22 protein-coding genes are annotated in these 24,060 nt (G+C 62.2%); 7 read left to right on the top strand and 15 right to left on the bottom strand.

Features of this window, described 5'->3' with window-relative positions:
* Nucleotides 1-161: 161 nt before the first annotated feature.
* Together HWY30_RS37420 and HWY30_RS37415 are read left to right on the top strand one after the other, a co-directional pair.
* On the top strand, nucleotides 162-569 hold the full coding sequence (locus HWY30_RS37420; RefSeq protein ID WP_143037305.1) for a hypothetical protein: 408 nt from the start codon (nucleotides 162-164) through the stop codon (nucleotides 567-569).
* Nucleotides 570-638: 69 nt separating this feature from the next.
* Nucleotides 639-893: a DUF4148 domain-containing protein gene (locus tag HWY30_RS37415; RefSeq protein WP_090811392.1), complete on the top strand. Its 255-nt coding sequence runs from the start codon at nucleotides 639-641 to the stop codon at nucleotides 891-893.
* A 380-nt stretch (nucleotides 894-1,273) separates the two neighbouring features.
* Here the strand turns inward: HWY30_RS37415 and HWY30_RS37410 are convergent, their stop codons facing one another.
* From HWY30_RS37410 to HWY30_RS37400, 3 genes are all read right to left on the bottom strand, one after another.
* Nucleotides 1,274-2,119, bottom strand: a complete 846-nt coding sequence (locus HWY30_RS37410; RefSeq protein WP_090811394.1) for an SDR family oxidoreductase — start codon at nucleotides 2,117-2,119, stop codon at nucleotides 1,274-1,276.
* 121 nt (nucleotides 2,120-2,240) lie between these two features.
* A complete protein-coding gene (kce, locus tag HWY30_RS37405) occupies nucleotides 2,241-3,173 on the bottom strand; it encodes a 3,5-dioxohexanoate:acetyl-CoA acetone transferase (protein ID WP_090811396.1) in 933 nt (310 codons plus the stop codon).
* Between the two features lie 85 nt (nucleotides 3,174-3,258).
* The gene (locus HWY30_RS37400; protein WP_090811398.1) at nucleotides 3,259-4,314 is read right to left on the bottom strand and encodes a beta-keto acid cleavage family enzyme; all 1,056 of its coding nucleotides are present in this window, start codon (nucleotides 4,312-4,314) and stop codon (nucleotides 3,259-3,261) included.
* A gap of 115 nt (nucleotides 4,315-4,429) precedes the next feature.
* On the opposite strand from HWY30_RS37400, the gene HWY30_RS37395 reads away from it, so the two are divergent.
* Nucleotides 4,430-5,422: an AraC family transcriptional regulator gene (locus HWY30_RS37395; protein ID WP_090811400.1), complete on the top strand. Its 993-nt coding sequence runs from the start codon at nucleotides 4,430-4,432 to the stop codon at nucleotides 5,420-5,422.
* Here HWY30_RS37395 and HWY30_RS37390 read toward each other — a convergent pair.
* Nucleotides 5,351-6,718 carry a multidrug effflux MFS transporter gene (locus HWY30_RS37390; RefSeq protein WP_090811402.1) on the bottom strand — a complete coding sequence of 456 codons (1,368 nt, stop codon included), beginning with the start codon at nucleotides 6,716-6,718 and terminating at the stop codon, nucleotides 5,351-5,353. The two genes, HWY30_RS37395 and HWY30_RS37390, sit on opposite strands and share 72 nt — an antisense overlap.
* Before the next feature lie 27 nt (nucleotides 6,719-6,745).
* Complete coding sequence (locus HWY30_RS37385; protein WP_090811404.1) at nucleotides 6,746-7,750, bottom strand: universal stress protein; 1,005 nt, start codon at nucleotides 7,748-7,750, stop codon at nucleotides 6,746-6,748.
* A gap of 208 nt (nucleotides 7,751-7,958) precedes the next feature.
* Between HWY30_RS37385 and HWY30_RS37380 the strand changes: the two genes are divergently transcribed.
* From HWY30_RS37380 to HWY30_RS37370, 3 genes are all read left to right on the top strand, one after another.
* A complete protein-coding gene (locus HWY30_RS37380) occupies nucleotides 7,959-10,658 on the top strand; it encodes a winged helix-turn-helix domain-containing protein (protein WP_090811935.1) in 2,700 nt (899 codons plus the stop codon).
* A gap of 485 nt (nucleotides 10,659-11,143) precedes the next feature.
* The gene (locus HWY30_RS37375; RefSeq protein ID WP_090811406.1) at nucleotides 11,144-12,319 is read left to right on the top strand and encodes a porin; all 1,176 of its coding nucleotides are present in this window, start codon (nucleotides 11,144-11,146) and stop codon (nucleotides 12,317-12,319) included.
* 286 nt (nucleotides 12,320-12,605) lie between these two features.
* On the top strand, nucleotides 12,606-13,055 hold the full coding sequence (locus HWY30_RS37370) for a MarR family winged helix-turn-helix transcriptional regulator (protein ID WP_090811408.1): 450 nt from the start codon (nucleotides 12,606-12,608) through the stop codon (nucleotides 13,053-13,055).
* A 210-nt stretch (nucleotides 13,056-13,265) separates the two neighbouring features.
* Here HWY30_RS37370 and HWY30_RS37365 read toward each other — a convergent pair whose 3' ends face one another.
* The 10 genes from HWY30_RS37365 to HWY30_RS37320 all read right to left on the bottom strand — a co-directional run bounded on the left by HWY30_RS37365 (nucleotide 13,266) and on the right by HWY30_RS37320 (nucleotide 22,457).
* Nucleotides 13,266-13,643 (bottom strand): BON domain-containing protein, encoded by a 378-nt coding sequence (locus HWY30_RS37365; RefSeq protein WP_090811410.1) that lies wholly within the window; start codon nucleotides 13,641-13,643, stop codon nucleotides 13,266-13,268.
* 31 nt (nucleotides 13,644-13,674) lie between these two features.
* Complete coding sequence (locus HWY30_RS37360) at nucleotides 13,675-14,580, bottom strand: porin (RefSeq protein ID WP_090811412.1); 906 nt, start codon at nucleotides 14,578-14,580, stop codon at nucleotides 13,675-13,677.
* Between the two features lie 20 nt (nucleotides 14,581-14,600).
* Nucleotides 14,601-16,235: a 3-(methylthio)propionyl-CoA ligase gene (locus tag HWY30_RS37355; RefSeq protein WP_090811414.1), complete on the bottom strand. Its 1,635-nt coding sequence runs from the start codon at nucleotides 16,233-16,235 to the stop codon at nucleotides 14,601-14,603.
* Between the two features lie 54 nt (nucleotides 16,236-16,289).
* On the bottom strand, nucleotides 16,290-16,625 hold the full coding sequence (locus HWY30_RS37350; RefSeq protein WP_090811416.1) for a Rieske (2Fe-2S) protein: 336 nt from the start codon (nucleotides 16,623-16,625) through the stop codon (nucleotides 16,290-16,292).
* Between the two features lie 11 nt (nucleotides 16,626-16,636).
* The gene (locus HWY30_RS37345) at nucleotides 16,637-17,326 is read right to left on the bottom strand and encodes a DsbA family oxidoreductase (RefSeq protein ID WP_090811418.1); all 690 of its coding nucleotides are present in this window, start codon (nucleotides 17,324-17,326) and stop codon (nucleotides 16,637-16,639) included.
* Entirely contained in the window at nucleotides 17,313-17,873 is a 561-nt protein-coding gene (locus HWY30_RS37340) for an RBBP9/YdeN family alpha/beta hydrolase (protein ID WP_090811420.1), read from the bottom strand. The genes HWY30_RS37345 and HWY30_RS37340 overlap by 14 nt, the downstream gene beginning before the upstream one ends.
* Before the next feature lie 18 nt (nucleotides 17,874-17,891).
* Nucleotides 17,892-18,740: a TauD/TfdA dioxygenase family protein gene (locus tag HWY30_RS37335; RefSeq protein ID WP_090811422.1), complete on the bottom strand. Its 849-nt coding sequence runs from the start codon at nucleotides 18,738-18,740 to the stop codon at nucleotides 17,892-17,894.
* 10 nt (nucleotides 18,741-18,750) lie between these two features.
* The gene (locus HWY30_RS37330; RefSeq protein WP_090811423.1) at nucleotides 18,751-19,731 is read right to left on the bottom strand and encodes a quinone oxidoreductase family protein; all 981 of its coding nucleotides are present in this window, start codon (nucleotides 19,729-19,731) and stop codon (nucleotides 18,751-18,753) included.
* 189 nt (nucleotides 19,732-19,920) lie between these two features.
* A complete protein-coding gene (locus HWY30_RS37325; protein ID WP_090811425.1) occupies nucleotides 19,921-21,243 on the bottom strand; it encodes an MFS transporter in 1,323 nt (440 codons plus the stop codon).
* Between the two features lie 158 nt (nucleotides 21,244-21,401).
* Nucleotides 21,402-22,457, bottom strand: a complete 1,056-nt coding sequence (locus HWY30_RS37320; RefSeq protein ID WP_090811427.1) for a beta-keto acid cleavage family enzyme — start codon at nucleotides 22,455-22,457, stop codon at nucleotides 21,402-21,404.
* Between the two features lie 239 nt (nucleotides 22,458-22,696).
* On the opposite strand from HWY30_RS37320, the gene HWY30_RS37315 reads away from it, so the two are divergent.
* Complete coding sequence (locus HWY30_RS37315) at nucleotides 22,697-23,701, top strand: AraC family transcriptional regulator (RefSeq protein WP_090811429.1); 1,005 nt, start codon at nucleotides 22,697-22,699, stop codon at nucleotides 23,699-23,701.
* Nucleotides 23,702-24,060 lie beyond the last annotated feature (359 nt).

The following is a 24,060-nucleotide window of genomic DNA, read 5'->3' as shown; positions in this document are numbered from 1 at the left end:
TCTCATCGCGATCGCCCGAAGTCTGTATTATTTAATACTACCAGGTATTACCTTGCTGCAAATCAATTTTTGTGACACAGTAAGATTAGGACGCTCACCTCCCGATGCCCCGTTCCCGCCGTTCCGGCAGTCCGCGAATGCGGACGCACCTCCCGAAGACAATGCTTCTGCCGTTGTCGGCGAAGCATGTTTGCTCGATCTCGCTCGGCTACCATCTGGCGCTAGCTACATGCCGCGGCACGGGCGGGACGCTGACGTCGATGGACGAACTGACGCGCGCCGTCTACCTGTCCTATTGCTTGGGGAAGCTGGGCTACGGATGCGCTAGTGAGGTCTTTTACCGGGATGCGGAAGCGCACCTCGAAATTGCGATTCGCCACGCGATTGCAGACGGGGGCTTCCATCTCGGCCCGCATGGCGCGACCGCGGCGGTGTTGCGCGTCCTGGACGGACAGCTTGCGAGCGCACAGACCCTGCACGTGGTTGAAGCAGGCAATCGCTTGGCCCGATGGGTCGCGGGCACGTACCTCAAGTCGCCGTTGACGCATAAGTCAGAGGTTTCTGGCTGACAATTGGGGGTGCGTTTCGGCAGGGACCGCCTAAAATAAAACGGTCTCCCCCTTTTCGAGGCTCATGTCATGAACACCTACTCTCGCCCGGCGCTGATTGCGCTGCTCGGTGCGTCGTCTGTGGCCTCGGCGTATGGGCAACCCTCAATGCAATCGTATGATCCATCGGCCCCCAAAGCACGCGCTCAGGTAATCGCCGAACTTAACGAGTGGTTTGCCGCCGGTTTCAATCCGCAAGAATGGTACTACTACCCCGAGAATGCTCTATCTGCTGGGCGCCTCGTCGCGCAACGACGCGCCGAGACAGCGCCGATTCAGCAGTAGCCGACTCGTCGGATAGTCGGTGAAGGCTGGCTTCCCGGCCTCTCCAGGGTGTACGTGCGACTTCGTTTCAGGGCGCTGCGGCTCGCCAGTTCAGTTGCCGCGGGTCCTTTTCGCTTTTCAATTCCGGCTCCCGTATCGCGAGAGGGCCGCCCGAATCGAGGCTTGAAGTCGCACGGATCTCCGGACGGGGCGTCAGCGCGCGCGAGTGGTCGCACCGTTGAGTATTCTCGGCGCAGCCGCTCGGTTTCTGCCTGCTTTCCAAGACGGGGGCGCCCCGGTCCTGGCCGCTCATTTCGCGCGGATTCCCGCTAGATGTCCTGTCGCGCCGCAAAACGCTTAGTGGCCCAAATGTCTTCCATCAGGCGTTAATGCGGCAGAGTCTAACCAGTCCGCAGGTTAAATCTCCGGCACAATGCCTTGTCCAACAGACGGGTGGGCAGGAACTTGCTGATATGCCACATCGGATTGAGCGGATAACGCGCCTTCGGCCTCGGTTTGAGCAATGCGTCGCGAATGACCGCGCTGACCGTCTCCACCGGCTGCCCACGGATCGCCGCCACGTTCCCGACTTTTTCCATCGCCTCCATCGCCGCAGAAAAATCGGTGGCGGCGTAGCGTGAATACACGTCGGACCGACGGGCCTTATCCCAGATGGGGGTGCGAATCGGACCGGGTTCGATCGCCGCCACATGAATTCCGTAAATTGACAGCTCTCGACGCAAGCCATCAGTCATCGCTTCCACCGCAAACTTCGATGTGGAATAGGCCACAGCCATGGGTGTGGCGACGCAGCCGGCATTCGAACTGACGTTCACGATGCGCCCCGGCGGATGGGCGGATCCCCGTTTGGCACCGAGCAACGGCAGAAACGCCTGGGTGACGCGCAAGACACCTGTAACGTTGATATCGAGGAGACGCTTGAAATCGCTGACCGGCATGTGCATCAACGGTCCGACAGGCGCGATCCCCGCGTTGTTGACCAGACCCGTCAAACCGTGTGAGCCAACCATAGCTTCGACCGTTGCGACGGCCGCAGCGATGGCGTCTTCGTCGGTCACGTCAAAGACGAGCGGACTAAAGCCGTCGCCCAGCGCATGACCTACCCGTTCGCCATCCTCGACGCTGCGTACGCTGCCAAAGACGTGACAGCCGTTGGCGATCAGTTCGCGCGCGGCGTCGTAGCCGATGCCTGTGGATGTTCCGGTGACCAGTACATATTTGTTCATTGACTCTTCCCGATCAGTCCCATGATTGATTGCGCTGCGACGAAGTGGCGGACGTGGACCGCGTCACGTGTACCTTCCATGCAGCTTGTGTACTGAGGTGGGTGCATTGTCCTCAGATCCATCAAAGCGCGACCTGGTCCGCGCCCTTGAGCTGCAAAATTTCGCGCGCTTCATCGGGCGTGGCGACCTCCAGGCCCAGTCCTTCGAGAATCTGGCGCACCTTCCTCACCTGCTCGGCATTGCTTTTGGCAAGCTTGCCTTTACCCAGCCATAGACTGTCTTCCAGCCCCACGCGCACATGGCCACCCATGGAAGCCGCCATCGCCGCGATTTTCATCTGGCTCGCGCCGGCACCGAGCACCGACCAGTGATATTCCCCGCCGAACAGGCGGTCGGCGGTGCGCTTCATATGCATCACGTCGTCCGGGTGTGCACCGATGCCGCCGAGGATGCCGAACACTGTCTGGATGAAGAAAGGCGCTTTGATCAGGCCGCGCTCGGCGAAATGTGCAACGTTGTACAGATGCGCCGTGTCGTAGCACTCGAACTCATAGCGCGTGTTGTTCGGGCCCAGTTCCTTGAACACGGTTTCCAGGTCACCGTAGGTGTTGCGGAAGATCAGCTCCTTGCTGCCTTCCAGGTAAGGACGCTCCCACTCGTGCTTGAACTCGTTGAAGCGGTTAAGCATGGGAAAAAGTCCGAAATTCATGGTGCCCATATTCATCGAGGCGATTTCGGGCTTGAACAGTTTGGCCGGCTGCATGCGCTCCTGCACCGCCATGTAGGGCGAGCCGCCTGTAGTCAGGTTGAGGATGGCGGGACTTCGCTGCTTGATCGATTTCAGGAAGGGCGTGAAGGCCTCCGGACGCTGATCAGGTTTGCCCGTCTGTGGATCGCGCGCATGCAGATGGACGATGGCTGCGCCTGCCTCGCAGGCCTCGACCGCCGCGTCGGTGATCTCCTCGGGCGTCACCGGCAGGTAAGGCGACATTGAAGGAGTATGGATCGCGCCCGTCACGGCGCAGGTGATGATGACTTTGTTCTGGAGTGTCATGTCCGCCTTCTATTAGCGTGAAGACGGAGCCGCAGGTGCCGGCGCACCACGCCGGCACCGTCGGGATGAACTCGCACGTCTGACGTCACGCAGCGCGCAGCGGAACGTTTTTCTCACCCGGTTTGCGGTTCGGCGTCATGCCGTTGGCGGCCAGGGTTTCGTCGGCCGCTTTGTACCAGGTGCCGATGCGGTAGATTTTCTTTGCTTCCTTGCCGTTGGCGATCTCGCGGCCCAGTTCCTGGGCGATGCGCACGGTTTGCCGAACCTGCTGCACCGAGGTCATGCGCTTGCCGTGCTGGTCGATCAGGGTGTCCTCGATGCCGCAGCGGGCGTGCAGGCCCATGGCCAGCGCCATCGTGTTCCACGGAAGCACGTTCTTGAACAGCGATTCGGCGGTAATCGTGCAGCCGTCCGGTGCACGCTGGATGAAGTCGAACAGATTGTACGGATGCGGGCCATGATGACCGCCGCCGATGCCGATGCAGGTCAGGTTCAGCGGACCCGTGTAGACACCGCGACGCACCAGACGGTCCAGCGATTCAAGCGCATGCATGCCGACCAGTTGGAAATGCGGCTGGATGCCGGCTTTCTGCAGGCGGCGCAGGTGCTCTTCCACCCATGCCGGGCCGGCGGGAACAATCATTTCACTGTAGGCCTCGATCACAGCCGGCTTGTCGAGCGAGGTGCCTTTATAGTATTCCGGGTAGATCAATTCCATGATGTTCATCTGGATGGTATTGATCGCCACGGTCACCTGGTCCGGCTTCGGGTCAAGATCGGCCAACGCGTGACGGGTATCGTCCGACAGCCACTTGGCGGCCTGGCCCTCGTCTTCCGGCGCGAATGAAATGGAGCCTCCGACCTGGATGATCATGTCGGGCACCGCCTTGCGCACGCCGGCGATCAGTTCATTGAACATGGACAGGCGCTTGGAGCCCTTGCCGTCGGGTTCACGTACGTGCAGGTGCACCACGGTGGCGCCGGCTTCGTAGCATTCCACGGCCTTGTCGATCTGTTCTTGCATGGTCACCGGAATGTCTTCCGGGAAGTCTTCCGGCATCCACTCGGGTCCATACGGGGCCACCGTAATGACCACTTTGTCCATGTTTTCCGGGTGCAGGGAATCGTCTAGAAATTGCATTTGTGTCTCCTCGATGGGTACGGCGGATGGGACAAAGTATCCGCGAAGGAGAGAGCGCCAACTTGACATTCCGGGGCATCGATTTTACATTTTGGGGCATACGTGGAGACCCCCTATGCTGAACCTGCTGAGAAGCTCAACCCTGACGAACTATGTCGAGGTTGCACGCGCTTCCGGTCTGGATCCCTATCGGCAGTTGCGCAAGGTCGGCATCAGCAAATCGGCGTTACTGGATCCGGACATCAAGATCGCGGCGAAATCCGTCAGGCACCTGCTCGAGGAGTCCGCCCAGGTTGCGGGCGTCGAGGACTTCGGACTACGCATGGCCGAGACCCGTCAACTGGAGAACCTTGGACCGCTGGCTATTGCCCTGCGCGAGGAACCAACGCTGCGCAAGGCCTTGAATTCGCTGGTGCGCTATTTCGGCTTGCACAACGAATCGCTGGTCTTGCGCATCGAGGAAGCGGACGGCGTGGCGATTTTCAGTCAAGAACTGATAGATGCGCGAGGATCGCTGCGGCAATCCGTCGAGCTCGGCGTTTGCGTGATGTACCGGATACTCAAGCAGCTCCTTGGAGCGGGCTGGAAGCCTCGCGGCATCTGTTTTACGCACAGCGCGCCGGTCAGCCTGGCCACCCACCGGCGCTTGTTTGTCGGTACGTCGGTTCTGTTCAACCAGGACTTCGACGGCCTCGTATTGGCCGAAGCGGATCTCGATGCAGCGATCATGTCGTATGACCCGGCCTTGGCTCCTCATGCGCGGGAGTTCCTCGATGCGAAAATGGCCCAGTCGGACGCGACGATGCCCGAGAAAGTCAGAAAGCTGGTGTTCGCGCTGCTGCCCACAGGAGCGTGCGTAGCCGAACGTGTGGCGCAGGAGCTTGGCGTGGACCGCAAGACCATGTACCGTCATCTGGTCTATCACGGTCACAGCTACTCGACCATCGTCGATGCGGTTCGGGTCGATCTGGCGACCCGATACGTTGAGAACCGCGAACGGCCGCTGTCAGATGTGGCGACGCTGCTGGGCTTCGCTTCATTGAGCGCTTTTTCGAGATGGTTCTCGGGTCGCTTCGGTTGCAGTGTCTCGAAGTGGCGCCGCGAATGACCGGCCTGTCCCGGAAATTCGCGGAATGGAGTCGGCGGCCGTCGCCGCCGGCGACGCCATATCGTTGACAGATCCACAATCCGCTGCATTGACTGGCGATCGCTCAATCCCCCCTTCACGCCTTGCGATGCAGAACATCAGCAAACCCAGGCATTGCAAGATCGCCATGCCCAAAGCCATGTAGAGTGTGCTGCCGAGCAGTATCGGCACGAGCAATGCGGAGGACAGGAAGTTTCCGAATTGCTGGACGGTGACATAACAGCTGGACGCCAGCCCGCGCCGCTCCGGGAAACAGTCAAGAGCCATCACTTGCAGACTGGGCTGGGTGATCATCATGCCGGCCGCAAAGATGGGCAGCGCCACCAGACTCCACGGCAATGGCGATGCGTGCACCGCGTTGACGCCGATGTTGATGACGCCGGCGGCGATCATCACCATATGGCCAAGCATCACGCTACGCACCGGACTGCCCTGCCCGGCGATACGGTGTGCGATGGCCGCGCCGGCGATCAGGCCCACCACGATAGGCACAAAAAGATAGCCGAAGGACTGCGCGCCGAGGCCAAGATGCTTCACCACGAAGGTTGGCGCAGCCAGCACATAGAGGTAGATGCCAAGATTGACCGCCGCGTTGGCGAATGCGAGCGCAACGAAGCGTGGGTTCGCGAACAGGGTTGCGTAGGCCCCCGCGAGTGCAACCGGATGCAAGGGGTGGCGGCGGGACGGCGGCAGGGTCTCGGGCACGAGAAACCAGCTGATCACCAGCAGCGATGCCGACAGTATCGCGAGGAAGATGAAGATGCCGCGCCACCCGGTCCAGAGCAGCAACCAGCCGCCACAGACGGGCGCGAGCGCGGGCGCAAGCGCGAAGATCATCGCGACCAGCGCCATGATTTTCTGTGCGTCGGTCCCATGAAAGACGTCACGCACCATTGCCCGGCCGATAATTACACCGGCCCCGGCGCTCATGCCTTGCAGCGCCCGTCCGGCATAAAGCAGCGAAATGCCTGGGGCGGCCGCGCACATCAGCGACCCGACCGTGAACAGCGCGTTGCCGAGCAGAATCATCCGGCGACGGCCCGTTGCGTCGGAGATTGCGCCGTGCCAGGGAATCATCATTGCGAATGGCAGCAGGTAGGCTGACAACGACCGCTGGATTTGCGTCGGACTGGCATGTAGCGCCTGCGCCATGGCAGAAAACGCGGGCAAATACGTGGCGATCGCAAACTGACCGAGCATGGACAGTCCCGCGACGAGTACGACGATCGTCCCGGTGCCAGGCTCCTGCTCTGCCATCTCCGCTGTCTGGTTTCGAGTCGACATTCAACCGCCCAGATCGAGGTTCGCCGCAAACCCTTGGCTCGTACCGTCTTGCGCGGCCGCGCAGAAGGCAACGCTCAAACTTTTAAACCGTCCTGTCGTTCTTGCGCTGCCACCGCATGTCTTGACGAATCCGGAATGAAGCCTGTCCCAGTCCGACGCCGACAGATGGCGCCGTGCCGCCGGCAGTATGACTCCTAGTTCCCGTCCCCGGGCGGCCCATAATTGCCGTGCGTATTGCTCAAGCGCTACCGCGAGGGCGGCCACCGCGGACTCGCTGTCCAGCGGCTGCGCGATCTTCGACTCAAGATCGTCAAGCAGTTTGTCTTCGCGCTGTCCAAGAAGCAGGAGTTCATCTATTTCAGCGCGCACGTCGTCAATGCGTTGCCGAAGCGGGCCGAAAAACCAGGCCTCCTTACAGCATCGCAGTGGATGCAGGGTGTCGCGCACGTGGTCGACAACCGCCTGCATGCCCGCCCGATATGGGTCCAGCGTTCGCTGTCGCAGCGGATCTGGGCTGCTCAAAAGGAAGAGCCATTTGAATAATAAGGTGATAAGTCGCTGGTATTCGGTATGTAGCAGTTCAAGGGCGGCAATGCGAGGCGGCAGGCAGCCGCTCCCGAACGTCAAAACCGGAACGGATGCGTGCGAGAGCATATCGATCGTCGCTGTCCCGTTTTCAGCAAGCCGCTTGGGTTCACTAACGATAACAATAGCGTCGCATCCGGCGATTTGCGCTGCATTCAGGAGCTCGTGTGCAGGCTGCGCGGCGAAGAGCGCCCCGGCCCGGGTCGGTATACCCATTGCATGCGCGGCGGCTTCCACCCGGGCCAGAGCTTCGCTCGCCCTGTGCTCGCGACGTAGCTGATCCAGCGGACCATCCGGCACGCCTTGCGCGTACCAAAGGCTGATCCGCGCGCTATTTGCGCTCGCAAACTGTAGCGCCTGTATGGCCGCCTCCGAGCAGTGATCGCTCGAATCAATGGATACGCCGAGATGATGCAGCATGTAGTCTTTCGTTGGTCATCGAGCCGCCATGATAGGAAAAATCGTGCGAAAAATCCCCCCCATTGGTTGGGGGGGAACGGACCGCAGAACACGCTAAATGCGTAAAAAGCGCCGGACAGGGTCCGTTATATAATCAGCAGGCCTTTCAGCCTGCCCGCCTCCCGTGAACGTCGGCACGTTCGGCAACGGTACTATCGGCCCAAATCGGATGACCAATCAACAATCTGTCGCGAACCCCGAAGCGACCCTGAAGATCAGCCCGCCCCGTGCGCCGCGGCACATGCTTGCCCGCGCGCGCCTGAGCTCGGACTGCGAGCGTTTCCGCAATTGCGCCGTGACCATCGTGCAGGCGCCGCCGGGGTTCGGCAAGACATCCCTGTTGATCCAGTGGCGCCAGGAATACCTGATGCACGGCAGCGCTGTGGCGTGGGTCTCGATTGACGGCCACGACGACCCCAGGCGCCTGCTCGCGAGCCTGACGCTGGCAGTCCGCTCCGGATCAGGGCGCACAGCATTCGGCAGACGCCTGCTTGAAGGGGGCGCGTTGCCAGATGCACCGATTGAAGGAGTCACAGCATGGCTGGCCGAAGTGGCTCGCACCGCGCTCGATATTGTGCTGATACTCGACGAAGCGGAGCAGTTGCCGCAGGCTAGTCTGGAAGCGCTCATCTACCTGCTTGAGAATCTGCCGGCCAACCTGCGCATCGTGATTGCCTCGCGCGCTGGATTCGAGAAGGTCATCGCACGCCTGAGCCCCTATGGCCAGTGTGCAGCGGTGGATGCCGCGGCGCTTCGCTTTCGCCTCGATGAAACGATCGCGCTGATCGGCAGCCGGTTGGGCGCCGTGGTCGATGCCGATGCTGAGGCGAGCGCCAGATTACACGACATCGCGGAAGGCTGGCCACTCGGCTTGCAGATTGCCCTTGCTGCGATCGCTGACAGCGATGACCCGGTCGCGAGTATCGACGCCTTTGCCAGCAGCACCGGCGGCATTCGTGAGCAATTCATTACGGCGCTCCTTGAACGGCTAAGCAGCGAGGACACCGAGTTCCTCACCCGTATTTCGATTGTCGACCTGCTGCACGAAGATTTGTGCGAAGCCCTCACCGGAGCCAAGGATGCGAAGCAGCGGCTCTTGCGCCTCGCTCGCGAAACGCCGCTCTTTTTCAGTGCTCAAGGACGCGGTCAGTGGTATCGCATGCACTCGATGGCACGTGAAGCAATACGCGCGCATCTGACTATCCTGCCGCCTGCAACGCACAGTGAGCTGCACCGCCGCGCGATGCATTGGCTGGCGGACCACGGCATGACCGAAGCTGCGGCACGCCACGCGCTAGCGTGCGGGCAGGAGGAAACCGCCTACACGCTCGCGCAAGGATCGCTGCACGATGCGGTAACTCAGGGTCAACTTGTAGCTGTACTGGAATGGCTCGAATGGCTACCGGAGCCTGTCCTGGATCGCCATCCGCGCCTGCGGCTTGCCATGGCATGGGCGCTGGCGCAGAGCGACCGTCAGCAGGAGGCGGAAGAGCAGGCGCAGGCTATTCTGCGCAGCACAGAGCCTGACGAGGCGATGCGCTACGAGATCGATCTCATTCTGAGCGCAGCCGCCTATTTCGCGGATGAGCCAGACCGGGCCGCGCGACTGCTCGATCGCTGGGGTGATATACCGCCCGTCAGTGACTCGTGGCTCCTGCAGGTTCATGCGAACCGACTCGCCGTGCGAGCTGTCATGGAGGGCGAGTACGCGAAGGCCCGCCAGCTCCGGCGGCACATGCCGCGCGGGAATGCCAGCGCTGCCTATCGGTACGTGGTTCGCTGGCGCGCTTACACGACGGGCCTCGGCTATCTGCTCCAGGGGCAGATGCTATCGGCCGAGCGCACGCTGCGCCCGGCCCTTGTCCAGGCAGACGACGACCTTGGCCGCCGGCACCCGTTTTCCTGCATGATGGCCGCGCTGCTCGCCACCACACGTTTCAAACGCGGCGATTTTAATGAAGCGGCCGCGTTGCTGGCAAACCGGCTGGATGTGCTCGAACGCAGCGGAACACCCGACGCGGTGATTTTCGCCTATCGCACCGCCGCGCGGGTCTCATCGGCCACCGGCGCGGAGCACCGGGCCTTCGACCTGCTCGAGACACTCCATGCAATCGGCACCGCGCGGCGCATGCCGAGGCTATGCGTGGCGAGCCTGACCGAACAGATCAGGCTCCACAGTGGTCGCTTCCGCTCGGCGTCCTGCCGCACGCTCGCTCGCCGACTGGAACAGATTGTCGCGGAACATGCCACCGCCGATTCTCCCCTCAAGCGTCGTGCGCTGCTCCTGCATCAGCATATTGCGCAGGCTTTCGTGGCAATTGCCGAGCAGGACTGGACTGCCGCCGACCGTGCTCTCGCGTTGGCCCAGCAAGACACCGAGGCGATGAAGCTGGGCGCGGTCGGCGTCGATCTGCTTACGTTGCACGCTTTCGTGCTGGACCGTCTCGGCAAATGCGGAACCGCCCTGCTGCGCGAGGCCGTGGATCTGGGCGCGGCATACGGAATGAGTCTCACGGCGCCCGACCTTCATCCGGCGTTCGCGGAATGGTTGCATGAGCGCGGAGCGGATGGCGCGCCGCGCCTCGCCGATGTCGGCCCACCCCTGCCGCCAACCGTTGCCGTTTCACCCGCGCCAGGGCGGGATGCCGAGCCGCGCGTAGCGCCCAGCATGGTACTGACGCCGAAGGAGCGCAGTGTGCTGGAGCTGACTAGCCGCCACCTCACCAACAAGGAGATCGCACTCGCGATGGGCGTCGGCCAGGAGACAGTCAAGTGGCATATGAAAAACCTCTTCATCAAACTCGACGCGACGTCGCGCCGGCAAATCGTGCGCCGCGCGCAGCTACTGGGCCTGCTGCAGGAAACCTGAACGGGGGAAGCACCCCGGAACCACAGCTGAAGAGAGGCGACACCATTCCGCGCGACCCTGACGGTTGCGATGTCAATTAAATCGACAAGCCGCGCTGGCGCCGTCCCAAGGGCGACATGGTTAGCCCATGGATCCGGCTCGGGTCCTTTTCTCTTTATACGTTGGGACGCTTCCATGGTGGTTGTTATCGCAACCATCGATCGAAATATCCGCAACCCGTCATTTTCTGTCACCAAGTTGCAACACGGATAGGCGGTGTCGCCCCCTTCCGGCAGTGCGCGGTCGCCTTGAGGATGCCGCGAAAGCCGTGCCGGATATGGCTGGCCAGCGCTTACCGCGCCCCGGTATTGCCGATAACCCTCCCCCCCAAGGGTGGGGGGAGTCGAGCTGCGTGGCTGTACGTATGCTCCTCTAGACATGCAGCGCCCATATGTTGCACGGGCGTTCTGTACCTAAGGGTTGAACAACGCTACGCAGGAGACCACATGAAGTTGAGGATTACCGGAGCCGCAGCACTTCTCGCGTTCGCGGCATCCGCGCACGCGCAGTCATCGGTGACGCTCTATGGCGCAGTTGACTCGGGCCTGCTCTGGCAGAACACTTCGGCAGCAAACTTTCTGCCGAATGCAAAAGCAAACCCGAACCTGGGCCACGTGTTCCAGTTCAAGGACGGCGGTGTCTATGCGAGCATCTTCGGGTTGAGGGGCACGGAAGACATCGGCGCCGGCTACAAGGTCAACTTCAAGCTCCAGGGCACGTTTAACAGCGGCAACGGCAAGTCCGGGCTGGCCAGCTCGCCGGGAGCAAGTTCGATGTTCACGCAGGTCACGACGGTCGGCGTGTCGGGGCCGTTCGGCCGGATCGATGTCGGTCGCCAGTTCGCGCCAATGGCTTACGCGATGGCGGAAACGGATGTGCGCAACGCACAGTACTTCGGCAGCGTCCTGACCGCATGGTTGACCATGAACACGGCGGCTGGCTGGCCAGGCACGAGCACGAACGGCCAGATCGGCGCACTTTATGACGACAATGCGATCGTGTATAACTCGCCGTCTTTCCATGGTCTGTCGGCCGCGCTCCAGTACGCACCGGGCGGTACGCCGGGCGCGTTCCAAGGCGGCACGCGCGAATCCGCCGTGCTCAAGTACTCGAACTTCGGTCTGAATGCCGACGCAGTCTACTACAACGGCCATGACGCCAACCCTTATCTTGGCGCCAGTCCCACCCCGCTCCATCCGGCGACCGGCCTCAACAACAACCGCTTCGTGTACCTGGGCGCGAAGTACACGTGGCGCGGCCTGTCCGTGTCCGGCTCGTGGAGCAACGGGCGCAACCCGGCAGCTCCAAACGGGAATCCCGCGATTGGCGCGATCTCGGGCGACTTCGACATGTTGACGGGCGGTATCGGGTATCGCTTTAGCCCCTCGTTCGACATCACGTCGGGCGTCTACTACGTGAAGGACGAGAAGCACAACCAGAACCAGTCGACCCTGTACGTGCTGGGCGGCAACTACAACCTTTCCAAGAGGACGTCGCTTTACGCTCAGGTAGGCTACGTCTCCAACCGCGGCGCGATGAACCAGGAGATTACCTACGGCAGCCCGGTGGCAGTGGGGAAGAACACCGCCGCAGGCAACGTGGGGATCCGCCACTCCTTCTGATTTTGGAACCGGGTTCGCGAGCCGTCTGCTCGCGAACCTCGGTGCTGTCTTCCGTCTCAATCCGAAGCCGCCCGCGCGCGCGAGGCGGCTTTGCTCTTTCCGGACTGACTTACAAGGGGCACTAACGTCCGACACGGGGCACTCTTGGCCAAGCGGCCGGCGCCACATAGATCGCCTGCGAAGCCAAGCGGCTCCGCGCGTAAAATTTGACCGCCTGCGTGGGTCCGGGCAAGATAATGGGCTTGCATCCCGCAACCTTGCGTTTCATCCATTTCTGAATGACATCATGTCGATCATCGAGTCCGGACCTCACGAATCCCTGACCTACCGAATAAAGGCGTTAAACAAAATCGCCGATCGCATGAGCGCCGAATTATCCCGAGAGAAACTTGGCGTGCCCTATCCGGAGGCAAGCATCATCGGCGTGCTCGGTACGTTCGGCCCGCAGACCATCAGGGACATTTCCCGCCGCGCCAATCTGGACAAGAGTCAGGCGAGTCGCACAGTTGATGCCCTGCTCGCCAAGGGGTTTCTCGGGCGCACGGCCAGCGACCAGGATGGACGCAGCGTGATCATTTCGCTGACATCCGACGGACGCAAAATCTTCAAAAAGGTTGCCCCCACGATTGATCGGCGGGACACAGAGCTTTACCAGTGTCTCAGCGAGCCGGAAAGCGAGGCGCTGCGTTACCTGCTGGACAAGATTCTCGCGGCCCACGGATGGGAGGCCATCTGATTTCAGGCGGCCCGCGTATTGCTCGTAGGCTGCCGGCTCAAGGCTGCTTTATCAATCAACCATTCACCGACGCCTGAGCGGCCACATACCGGGCCGGGCGCGCCGGGAGCCAAATAAATCGCGCGGCCCCCACTCCCAAGTTTCGCGCCCGGATACACGGATGGTGAGAAGTCGCCGGGGCCGAGTCCTCATGGGCTGGCGACAGCAAGCTTACATGCCGCCGAATGGTTTGCGCACCGTAAGCTTGTTGGCCACCGAAGTGACTCCTGGAACACCCTTCGCGATTTCCGCGACCTTGTCGACCTGGGAAGCCTCCGTGACGGTGCCATTCAGCGTCACTGCGCCGTCTTTTGCCGTAACACTGATATTTCCGGCGCTGATCTCCTTGTGCTTCCCGATCGCGGCATAAATCTTCCGGCGAAGGGCACGATTCGCTTTTCTTCCGGTGGCCGGCGCCGCGGTGCCCGACGCCGCCATCGCCGACGCGCTCGCCGCACTGGCGGTTTCGCCGTTTTGGGCCCATGTGGTGATGGACGTTGCAACCATCAATGTTCCGACAGCCATCCTGAATGTCTTGTTGTTCTGCATCAATTGCTCCAGTTGTGGAGGGGTGGTGGAATCAGAAGGTGTGGCGGATGCCGATCATGGCTGCCGTGGTAGATACGCCCGGCGCTACGAGGGCACCATGGATGATCGTCTGGTTCAAGCTGTTACTCTTCGCCGGGTTCTTGCCGATGCTGTACGAACCGGATATCGAAAATCGGTCAATCGTGTACAGCGCACCGAAATAGATGAAGCGATTGTTGGCAAGACCCGTTGCGGACACAGCCGGAGCGGCGGGATAGGTCAGCGGGAACGGATTGGTGTCATGCCCGTTGTAATACACGGCCGACAGATTCAGACCGTAGTTCGAGAACTTGAGAACCGCCGACTCGCGCGTGCCGCCCTGGAACTGGCCCGCGACCCCGCCCGGCGCGTACTCGAGCGCAAGCGACGTCCCATAGAATTTCGGCGAATTGTAGACCAGCGCATTGCTGTCATAAAGGGCGCCGATCGGGGTGTTCGTGCTGGTGCCGGGCCATCCGGCCGCCTGATTCATGCCCAGCCACGCAGTCAGGATACTGCCGAAATACTGGGCGCCACGCACGTCAGTCTCCGCCATCGCGTAGATCATCGGGGTGATCCGCCGGCCGGCGTCGAACGTGCCGAACGGACCGGATGCCCCGATCGTCGCGAACTGGTTGAAAATCGCGGTCGTGCCCTGGGTGTCGGCCAGGCCAAACTTGCCGTTCATGGTGTTGAACGTCCCCTGCAGCTTGAAGTTGATCTTGTAGCCGCCGCCGACCTCTTCGCTTCCCTTGAGGCCCCAGTAGCTGGAAATGATGCCGCCGTCCTTGAGTTGATAGACGTGCCCCAAGTTCGGCGCGCCGCCGTGCTGCTCAACTTCGATTTCGTGCTTTCTCCTCCGGGTGGCGCGGCGGGGTGGACCCGGCGGCTTTCGTGATTGTTGCTCGAAGCAAGCCATGTTGCTGCCGGGTCGGCGTGTCAGGCCGACAGGTAGTAGTCCCGATACTGGTCCCGCAACTGGTTCTTGAGGACCTTGCCGGTCGCGCCCAGCGGAACTGACTCGACGAACACCACCGCGTCGGGTGTCCACCATTTCGCAACGCGGCCGTCGAAGAACGCGAGCATCTCGCCGCCGCCCAGAGCACTGCCGGGCTTCTTCACGATCAACAGTAGCGGCCGTTCGTCCCACTTTGGATGCCGCGCGGCGATGCACACCGCAGTGGCAACTTCCGGATGCAGGCAGGCGACATTCTCGATGTCGGTGGAACTTATCCATTCGCCGCCAGACTTGATGACGTCCTTGCTGCGGTCGGTGATCTGCATGAAGCCGTCTGGATCGATCTTTGCCACGTCGCCGGTCGGGAACCAGCCGTCGCGCAGCGGCGACGCGTCGCCGTCGCCGGCGCCGAAATACTGCCGCGTGACCCACTGGCCGCGCACCAGCAGGTCGCCGGCCGCGTGGCCGTCCCACGGCAGCGCTTCGCCGTCCGGGCCGACGATCTTCATGTCGATGCCGAACACCGAGCGTCCCTGCTTCGCCTGAACCGTGTAGCGCTCCTCGGTGGACAACGACAACTGATGCGGCTTAAAACTGCAAACCGTGCCCACCGGGCTCAATTCCGTCATGCCCCATGCGTGTAGTACGTCGACCTGATAACGCTCCTGAAACTGCGCGGTCATCGCCGTCGGACAAGGGGCGCCGCCGATAATCGTGCGCCGCATCGACGCGAAGGTCTCCTGCCGCTCGCCGACGTGCGTGAGCAGGCCTTGCCAGACCGTCGGGACGCCCGCGGACAGGGTGACCTGTTCCGCCTCGATCAGTTCGTAAAGCGACTTGCCGTCCAGCGCCGGACCCGGGAACACCAGCTTCGCGCCGACCATGCAGGCGATGTATGGCAACCCCCACGCGTTCACATGGAACATCGGCACGACCGGCAGGATCACGTCGCGTGCCGAACAGTTGAGCGAGTCGGGCAGCGCCGCCGCGTACGTGTGCAGGAGGGTCGAGCGGTGGCTGTACAGCACACCCTTCGGATTGCCGGTGGTGCCCGACGTGTAGCACAGCGATGACGCGCTGTTTTCATCGAGCAGCGGCCATTCGAAAACGTCGTCGTGCAGCTCGAGCAGATCCTCGTAGCACATCAGCATGCCGGTCAGGTCGTTCGCTTGCGGCATGTGCGCGCGATCAGTCATCGCCACGAATACCTTGGGGCTTTTAACGCGCGGCGCAACGCTCTCGATCAGCGGCAGAAACGTCGCGTCAAAGAATACGACGCGATCTTCCGCATGCTCAATGATGTACGCGAGCTGGTCGACGTGCAGTCGGGGGTTGAGCGTATGCAGCACGGACCCGGATCCCGACACGGCGAAGTACAACTCCATGTGCCGGTAACCGTTCCACGCCAGCGTCCCTACCCGCTCGCCCGGCTTGACGCCGAGGCCTTCCAGGACGTTTGCCATGCGGCGCGCGCGTTGCGCAAGATCCCGATACCGATACCGGTGAATGTCCCCTTCGACACGTCGAGACACGATTTCTTGTCCGCCGTGATGGCGTTCAGCGTGCGCGAGCAGCGAAGCGACCAGTAACGGTTGCTGCATCATCAAACCTTGCATCCCTTTCTCCTGAATAGTTGTATGGTCCCGCGCCTGGATGTCGTCGTCGCACCCTCATGCATGTGTCGGACTGGCGGCGGGCCCGTCGAGACTCACGACCAGTTGTCCGTCAACGGCCCGGACCGGGAAAGTCGTCAGGCTCAGGCCGCCCGCCCCCGCCATGGATCCCGTGCGCAAGTCAAAGCGCAGGCCGTGCGCCGGACAGCGCAGCATGCATCCCTCCAGTTGACCGCTCGCGAGCGACGCACCGTTGTGGGGACACGAGTTATCAATTGCGTGGATCGCGCCGGCGATGTTGAACAGGACAATGCTGCGGCCATCGATGAAGGCCAGCTTGCGTTGCCCTGGTGCGAGTTCATCGACCGTTCCAACCGATATCTGACGTGACACTCTGCGTTCCTTTAGTCTCGGACCGCCAGCACCATGGCTTCGAAGATCGCGTCGGGAGAATGGGCTCCCGAAAGCGCGTAGCCGGCGTTGAACACAAAGTGCGGAACGCCGTTCACGCGATGGCTGGAGTGCAACATGTGCCGGCCCGATTCGGCCAGATGATCTGTCAGGCCTGCGTAGTCCAGACCGCACTCGAGTCCGAGCTGCTCAAGGATCCGCGGCTCACCAATGTTCTCGCCTTCCATGAAGTAGGCGGTGAACATGCGATCGATCAATGAGGCTAGTTGGGCCTCGCTGCCGCGGCTGGCTGCATAAGCAACGAGCTGGTGCGCGGCAGCGGTGTTGGGCAGCACGCCGATCCGGTCGAACGCAAATTCGACGCCGGCGTGGTAGCCTGCGCGCTGCACCTGCGCGCGCCTTGCCGCCACCGCCTCGGGACTACCCAGGCGATCAAGATAGAACGCCTGGTAATCCTTGCCATTGAGCGGCGTATCGGGAAGGAGTTGATGGGAGCGCCACAGCACCGCCAGCGGCACATCGGGCCGCAACCCGGCAAAGCGGCGCACGGCCGCGTCCATATTGCGTTTGCCGATCAGACACCACGGGCAGATGAAATCGAAGAACACCTCGATCGTCATGGGGGGACGCTCGGCCGTCTCAATGCCTGGCTGGGTGGCGCGCTTCGGGTCAGATGAGTTCATGGATCAGGCTCTCTGCCATCGGCCATTCACCAAAGCCCGCGGCGGGGTTGAGGTGACCCACTTCGCCGAGGTCGACGAGGCGGCTGCCCCAGTCTTTTGCCATCGCGGACACCCGCTCGAACTGCGCGAGCGGATCGTTGCGACTGGCGCCGACGATGCTCGGGAACGGCAGCGGTTTGCGCGGGATCGACTGCCAGCCGTTCTGGGCCAGCGCATCGATGGCCGGATAGCCGGCCGGCAGCGGCGTCTCGAGGTCGGCCGGAGCGGCAAGCAGCGCGCCGTGAATCTTGCGGCTGTGCTGCTGCGCCCAATGCACCGCAATCATCACGCCCGCGCTGTGCGCGACCAGGATAACCGGGCCGTCGATTTTCGCGAGGGCCGCGTCGAGCGCCGCAACGCGCGCCGCGCAACTGAGCTTGTCGTGCTCGAGCGGCGGCACCGAGAGCGCCTTGGGCAACTTCTGCTCCAACAGGGTTTGCCAGTGTTCCGCGACGTGGTCGCGCAAGCCGGGCACCATCAGAATGGTCGGTTTCAATTCGTAATTCATGGGAAGCTACCTGCTAGTTCAGTACGGCTTGTCGCCGATGATGCCGGCGCGTTCCATTTTGCGATGGCACGGCGGGTAGTCCATCACCGCGTAGTGCTGCGTGCTGCGGTTGTCCCAGATCGCCACGCTATTGGGCTGCCAGCGCCAGCGCACCTGGTACTCGGGGATATAGGCCTGGCTGATCAGATAGCGCAGCAGGTCGCCCGCGCCCGGATTGGCGTCCTGCCCGAAGCGCACCCGTGCCGGCGTGTGATAGTTGGTGAAATGAGTGGTGAAGGCGCTCACGAACAGCACCTTCTCGCCGGTCTCCGGGTGCGTGCGCACGACCGGGTGCTCCGCGTCCGGATACTGGGCCTTCAGCGCAAGGCGTTTTTCGATCGGCATTACCGCGCCGAAGCTCGCCTCGATGCTGTGGCGGGCACGCAGGTCCGCGATCTGGGTCTTGATGTGGTCCGGCAGGTTCTCGTAAGCGAGGGCCATATTTGCCCACATCGTGTCGCCCCCGACCGGCGGACACTCTACACAGCGCAGGACCGCGCCGAACTGCGGCGCTTCGCGCCAGGTGGCATCCGCGTGCCACGCGTTTTCGTACCGGTCGTTCGGCTGATCCGGGGTCTTGTCGATGCGCACGAGGGCCGGATGCTCGGGATCGCTGCCCGCGACCGGATGGTCTTCCAGTTCGCCGAAGCGGCGCGCAAATGCCACGTGCTCGGCGCGCGAGATGTCCTGGTCGCGGAGAAACAGCACCCGGTGTTTCAGCAGTGCCGCCCGGATCTCGCCAAACAGGCCCTCATCGCGGATCGCATCGGCGAGATTCACTCCAACCAGTTCGGCGCCGATCGCATATGTCAATTGTTCGACTCGCATGGCTAGCTCCTCAAATGACGAAGACCGACGAACCCGTCGTCTTGCGGGATTCCAGGTCCAGGTGGGCTTGCGCTGCATCCTCGAGCGCGTAGCGCTGATTCAGCTCGATCTTGATGCGTCCCGAGGCGATGTGCCCGAAAATTTCACCGGCGAGCTCGTTCTTCTCGGCGGGGTCGGCAATGTAGTCGGCCAGCGCCGGGCGGGTCAGGTGGAGCGAGCCCTTCATCGCCAGAATCTGCGGATTGAACGGCGGAATCGGGCCCGAAGCGGTGCCGACGCAGACCATCAGGCCGCGGCGCTTGAGCGAATCGAGCGACCCTTCGAAGGTGTCCTTGCCGACGCTGTCGAACACCACGCTCACGCCGGCGCCGCTGGTCAGTTCGCGCACTCGCTTCGCGACGTCTTCCCGGCCGTAATAGATGATGTGGTCGCAGCCATGGGCGCGGGCCACCTCGCCCTTGGCTTCGGTCGAAACCGTGCCGATCACGGTGAGACCCAGCAGCTTCGCCCATTGCGACACGATCAGGCCCACACCGCCGGCGGCCGCATGCAGCAGGACGGTGTCACCCGCCTTGAAGTCGTAAATGCGGCGCATCAGATACGACGAGGTCAGGCCTCGCATGGTCATACCGGCAGCCGTCTCGCATGAGATCGCGTCGGGCAGCTTGATGAGTGGCGCGGCCGGGATCAGGCGTTCGGTGCTGTAGGCGCCAAGCGTATTGATGAAGCCGGTGTACGTCACACGATCGCCGACCGCGACGTTCGTTACATCGGCACCGACTGCCTCAACCACGCCTGCGGCCTCGACGCCCATGCCTGAAGGCAGCGGAACCGGGTAAAGGCCGCTGCGGAAATAGGTGTCGGCGAAATTCAGGCCTACGGCCTCCTGGCGCAAGCGCACCTCGCCGAGGCCGGGGTCGCCCACTTCAACGTCCTCATAGCGCAAGACTTCCGGACCACCGGTTTCATGAAAGCGTACTGCCTTTGCCACGCTGAATCTCCTATTCGTTACTCAAACTGCAAAATCGACTACGCCTGCGGCGGAAAATTTCGACCTACCGTAGGTGTCTTTGCCAGATCAGTGTTGTGTCTAAACAAGTTGCAATATCACGCAAATCCTTCAACGACCGGCGCCGTCGCGTGGTAAGCGAGCGAACGGCGCCGGGGGTGAGAGTTCCGCTCAGCGCACGGCCTGCTCACGCAGCGCGTTCAGGCGATCCAGGTCGACGGCATAGTTCCGCTTGCCGATGAAAAATGCGGTAGCCGCAATGAGGGGCGCAAACGGAACGAGTTGCAACGCGCCGAGCAGCCCGATCCGGTCGGCGACAATCCCCGTCAGGACGGCTGCGGGAGCCAGACCGAGAAAATTGTTCGCCAGCGTCAGGGTCGCAAACGCCGATGCGTGAATCGACGGCGGGGTGAGGTTAGCCACCATCGCACCCGACGGGCCGCTCGCGCCTGCGCTGAAGAACATGCCGGCGCCGATCACCACGAGCTGCAACGTACCCGCCGGCAGGCGGAAACCGATCGCGAGCAGCGTGAAGCAGGTCACACAGTAAGCGATCGCGGCGGCCCACTTCTTTTCTCGCGAGTTCTTGCTGAGGCGGTCGGCAAGGTTTCCACATACCACCATGCCAACGCCCGTCACCAGCACAAACGCTGCAGCGGCCATCGCAGCCTTGCCGGTGGCCATGCCGTAATAGCGATTCAGGAAGCTCGGCATCCACGCCCACACTGCCGCGGGAACAAGCAGATGGATACCGCTGCCGACATAGGCACACACGACAGACTTCGTCGAGAAAAGCCCCTTCATCAGCGTCTTGAAACTCATGCGTACGCCGAACCCTGTTGCCTGCGCGCCCACGGTTTCCGACTTCAGCGGTGCGAGCCGTTTTTCAGTGACGACAATCCGGTAGACGATGACCAGGATCATCCCCAATGCCGCCATGGCACCGAAGGCCGGGCGCCAGCCCAAATGAGCCGCGACCCCGCCGCCGACAGCCATGCCCGTCACCGAGCCGAACGCCCCGCCCGCCATGAAGGTGCCCGTGAGCGTGGAGCGCAGACGTGCCGGGAAGATGCTCAGGACAAGCGCGAGACCGACGCTGCCATACGCGGCTTCGCCGATGCCGACGAAAGCGCGCGCGAGCAGCATTTCACCGTAGTTGCTCGAGAGCGAGCACCCCAGTGTCGCGAGACTCCACAGAGCGGCCATCAGCACGATGCTCTTCACCCGGCCCCAGCGATCGGCGAGCACCGACAGCGGGAAAGTCAGGACGCCGACCATCAGCGCGACCACACTGCTAAGCGAACCCAGCTGTGTGTCGGAAAGGTTCCATGTGGCCTTCAACAGCGGAAACACCGCATTCAACACCTGCCGCGACATGTAGTCGGAGAGCAGCAACCCGACCGTCAACGCAAACACGACCCACGCATAGGTGGGCACGTCCGATTGTGCTGCTGAAACGCCGCCCGCGGTGGGCTCGGCATGTTGCATGAGCATGGTTTGTCTCCTTCCCGTCTATCTCGTTTGCAGCCGTCTTTGCCCGTCAGGGCAAAGGGACCGATTATGGATGCCCCGTTACCCTCCCCGGCGCTTGCCGAGGAGTCCTCCCTTTGAAACCCGGTATCCGCTGAAGCGGTCGGCCGGGTTCCAATCCGTCACGCCGCGCGCAGCGGCAGGTTCTTCACGCCGGTCTTGCGGTTCGGCGCCATGCCGTTGGCGGCCAGCGTCTCTTCGACCGTCTCGTACTGCACGCCGATGCGATAGATCTCGCGTGCTTCCTTGCCGCTGGCGATCTCGCGGCCGAGTTCACGCGCAACGCGCACGCACTGCTCGATCTGCTGCACCGACGAGAAGCGCTTGCCGTGCTGGTCGATGATCGTGTCCTCGATGCCGCAGCGCGGATGCAGGCCCATCGACATGGCCATCATGTTGAACGGCAGCACGTTCTTCAGCAGCGACTCGGCGGTGAGCGTGCAGCCATCCGGCGCGCGATGCACGAAGTTGAAGAAGTTGAATGGATTGGGGCCGTCGAAGCCGCCACCGATACCGATCCATGTCAGGTTCAGCGGGCCCTTGTACACGCCCTTGCGCACGAGGCGCTCGAGCGTTTCGAGCGCGTGGATGCCCGTGAGCTGGAAGTGCGGCTGGATGCCCGAAGCCTGCAGGCGGCGCAGGTGTTCCTCGACCCAGGCGGGGCCAGCCGGCACCGTCATTTCACTATAGGCGGCCATGAACGCGGGATTGGAAAGCGAGGTGCCTGCCAGATACTCCGGATAGAGCAGCTCCATGATGTTCATCTGCGTGGTGTTGATCGCGACCGTCACCTGATCGGGCTTCGGATCGAGATCGGCCAGCATATGGCGCGTATCGTCGGACAGCCACTTCGCGGCTTGTCCGTCGTCTTCCGGTGCGAACGAGATCGAGCCACCGACCTGAATGATCATGTCGGGCACTGCCGCGCGCACACCCGCGATCAGTTCATTGAACTTCGACAGGCGCTTCGAGCCCTTGCCGTCCAGTTCGCGCACGTGCAGGTGCAGGACCGTGGCGCCGGCGTTATAGCAATCGACGGCCTTCTGGATCTGCTCGTCCATCGTCACGGGGATGTCTTCCGGGAAGTCCTCGGGCATCCATTCCGGGCCGTACGGCGCTGTGGTGATGACTACCTTGTCGTGATTCTCAGGGTGCAGCGAATCGTCGAGAAATTGCATCTTTTATCTCCAGATATGGGTGACTGGCTTGCCGTGCCGCGACAGATCGCGCGTAAGCTGGTCGGAACATAACGAACCTTCCTGATGGCACGATACGGCAATCGCGGGTTACACTTTTATGAATAGACGCCATCGTTTTAGCGGTCCATGCCACTCGGTGTTAACGCCAGTGTTTGCGCGGAGCGGGCATGCCATGACCGGGAGTGAGGCGCAGCTTGTCGGAAGCGGAGGGGAAAGCGATGGAAACGATGCTGCGGTCGGTAGCGATGAGCGGGTACTTCGACGTGATGCGGCGGCTCGGGCTGAACCCGGTCGAGCTCGCGCAGCAGGTGGGGATCGACGCCGCGGCTCTAGCCAATCCGGACGATCGCGTTCCGGCCGCCGCCTGCTGCCGCCTGATGGAACTCTCGGCCGAAAAGGGGGCGTGCCCGACTCTTGCACTGCAAATGGCTGAAACCCGGCAGAAGTTCGGTACCGGCATGGTCAATGTCCTGCTCGCGCATAAGCGCACGCTGCGCGAGGTGCTGCTCGCCGCAGCCGAATATCGGCACCTGCTCAACGAGGCGCTGGCCGTCTACGTCGAGGACGCAGGCCAAACGGTCACCATTCGCGAGGAACTCGTCGTTGAACCTGGCACGCCGACGAGACAGGCGATAGAACTTGCGCTCGGTGTCCTCGCGCGACATTCGAGCGCCCTTCTCGGCAACTACTGGAAACCACGCGCAGTCCATTTCACTCACGCAAGACCCGCAGACCTGACATTTCATCGACGCTTCTTCGGCTGTCCGCTGGAGTTCAGCAGTGATTTCAACGGGTTCGTATGCGCTGCCGCCGATCTCGACTACCCAAATCCGGCCGCTGACCCGGAACTGGTGCGCTATGCCGAAAGCCTCGCCGCTCCGCTGAACATGACGGGTGCGCATTCAGCGGCGCTGGAAGTGCGCAAGGCAATCTATCTGCTGCTGCCACTCGAGCAGGCCACAACTGAGCTCGTCGCCCGCCATCTGGGTCAGAGCGTACGCACGATGCAGCGCCAACTGAAATCGGACAATACAAGCTTCTCCGAACTGGTCGAGGAAGTCCGGCGCGAACTTGCCGTGCGTTACATGAGCAATCCGCGCTATCCAATCGGACGGGTCGCGACCCTGTTGGGTTACACGCAACAGGGATCGTTTACGAACTGGTTCTTTTCACGATTCAGCATGACGCCGCGTGACTGGCGGAGCAGTCAATCATCGAAATGAATGGCGCGGTGCGAGCCGTCCATGCGTGAGTTGCAGCGTTTGGTCTGGAATCGCCCGCGCCGGCTTCCAGACGGTTGCGACCGTTGCGCCGGGCGAGATACATCGCGCGATCGGCGCCATAAAGCGGGGAACGCGCCGATGTTCCTATGCGCTACGAGGATGGCGGGCTCGTGCTGTCGCCCTTGCCGCGTGGCCTACCAACGATGTACGGGAAACACTCGCCTGCTACGGCTCCGCATCTGGCCGTCGTACAGCGATGCGAGGAAACGTATGCGGTCCACCAACGACGCCACTCAGAGGTGCTCTGAGGCGTAAGTTGTGTGGTAGGAAGAAGGGTCAGCGGAGATTGGCGGGCATCT

It is taken from the genome of Paraburkholderia tuberum STM678, assembly GCF_902833905.1.
GTDB lineage: Bacteria > Pseudomonadota > Gammaproteobacteria > Burkholderiales > Burkholderiaceae > Paraburkholderia > Paraburkholderia tuberum.
Note: the sequence above shows the minus strand (reverse complement) of the source record. Positions and strands in the feature narration are given on the sequence as shown.

What these genes read in the sequence shown, in the direction of transcription:
- HWY30_RS37370 (WP_090811408.1), top strand. Translation starts at nt 12,606, where the DNA reads ATGTCGATCATCGAGTCCGGACCTCACGAATCCCTGACCTACCGAATA.
- HWY30_RS37320 (WP_090811427.1), bottom strand. Translation starts at nt 22,457, where the DNA reads ATGCAATTTCTCGACGATTCGCTGCACCCTGAGAATCACGACAAGGTA.
- HWY30_RS37390 (WP_090811402.1), bottom strand. Translation starts at nt 6,718, where the DNA reads ATGGCAGAGCAGGAGCCTGGCACCGGGACGATCGTCGTACTCGTCGCG.
- HWY30_RS37340 (WP_090811420.1), bottom strand. Translation starts at nt 17,873, where the DNA reads ATGAATTACGAATTGAAACCGACCATTCTGATGGTGCCCGGCTTGCGC.
- HWY30_RS37335 (WP_090811422.1), bottom strand. Translation starts at nt 18,740, where the DNA reads ATGCGAGTCGAACAATTGACATATGCGATCGGCGCCGAACTGGTTGGA.
- HWY30_RS37395 (WP_090811400.1), top strand. Translation starts at nt 4,430, where the DNA reads ATGCTGAACCTGCTGAGAAGCTCAACCCTGACGAACTATGTCGAGGTT.
- HWY30_RS37420 (WP_143037305.1), top strand. Translation starts at nt 162, where the DNA reads ATGCTTCTGCCGTTGTCGGCGAAGCATGTTTGCTCGATCTCGCTCGGC.
- HWY30_RS37410 (WP_090811394.1), bottom strand. Translation starts at nt 2,119, where the DNA reads ATGAACAAATATGTACTGGTCACCGGAACATCCACAGGCATCGGCTAC.
- HWY30_RS37400 (WP_090811398.1), bottom strand. Translation starts at nt 4,314, where the DNA reads ATGCAATTTCTAGACGATTCCCTGCACCCGGAAAACATGGACAAAGTG.
- HWY30_RS37345 (WP_090811418.1), bottom strand. Translation starts at nt 17,326, where the DNA reads ATGAACTCATCTGACCCGAAGCGCGCCACCCAGCCAGGCATTGAGACG.
- HWY30_RS37360 (WP_090811412.1), bottom strand. Translation starts at nt 14,580, where the DNA reads ATGGCTTGCTTCGAGCAACAATCACGAAAGCCGCCGGGTCCACCCCGC.
- HWY30_RS37315 (WP_090811429.1), top strand. Translation starts at nt 22,697, where the DNA reads ATGGAAACGATGCTGCGGTCGGTAGCGATGAGCGGGTACTTCGACGTG.
- HWY30_RS37415 (WP_090811392.1), top strand. Translation starts at nt 639, where the DNA reads ATGAACACCTACTCTCGCCCGGCGCTGATTGCGCTGCTCGGTGCGTCG.
- kce (WP_090811396.1), bottom strand. Translation starts at nt 3,173, where the DNA reads ATGACACTCCAGAACAAAGTCATCATCACCTGCGCCGTGACGGGCGCG.
- HWY30_RS37380 (WP_090811935.1), top strand. Translation starts at nt 7,959, where the DNA reads ATGACCAATCAACAATCTGTCGCGAACCCCGAAGCGACCCTGAAGATC.
- HWY30_RS37375 (WP_090811406.1), top strand. Translation starts at nt 11,144, where the DNA reads ATGAAGTTGAGGATTACCGGAGCCGCAGCACTTCTCGCGTTCGCGGCA.
- HWY30_RS37365 (WP_090811410.1), bottom strand. Translation starts at nt 13,643, where the DNA reads ATGCAGAACAACAAGACATTCAGGATGGCTGTCGGAACATTGATGGTT.
- HWY30_RS37385 (WP_090811404.1), bottom strand. Translation starts at nt 7,750, where the DNA reads ATGCTGCATCATCTCGGCGTATCCATTGATTCGAGCGATCACTGCTCG.
- HWY30_RS37325 (WP_090811425.1), bottom strand. Translation starts at nt 21,243, where the DNA reads ATGCTCATGCAACATGCCGAGCCCACCGCGGGCGGCGTTTCAGCAGCA.
- HWY30_RS37355 (WP_090811414.1), bottom strand. Translation starts at nt 16,235, where the DNA reads ATGCAAGGTTTGATGATGCAGCAACCGTTACTGGTCGCTTCGCTGCTC.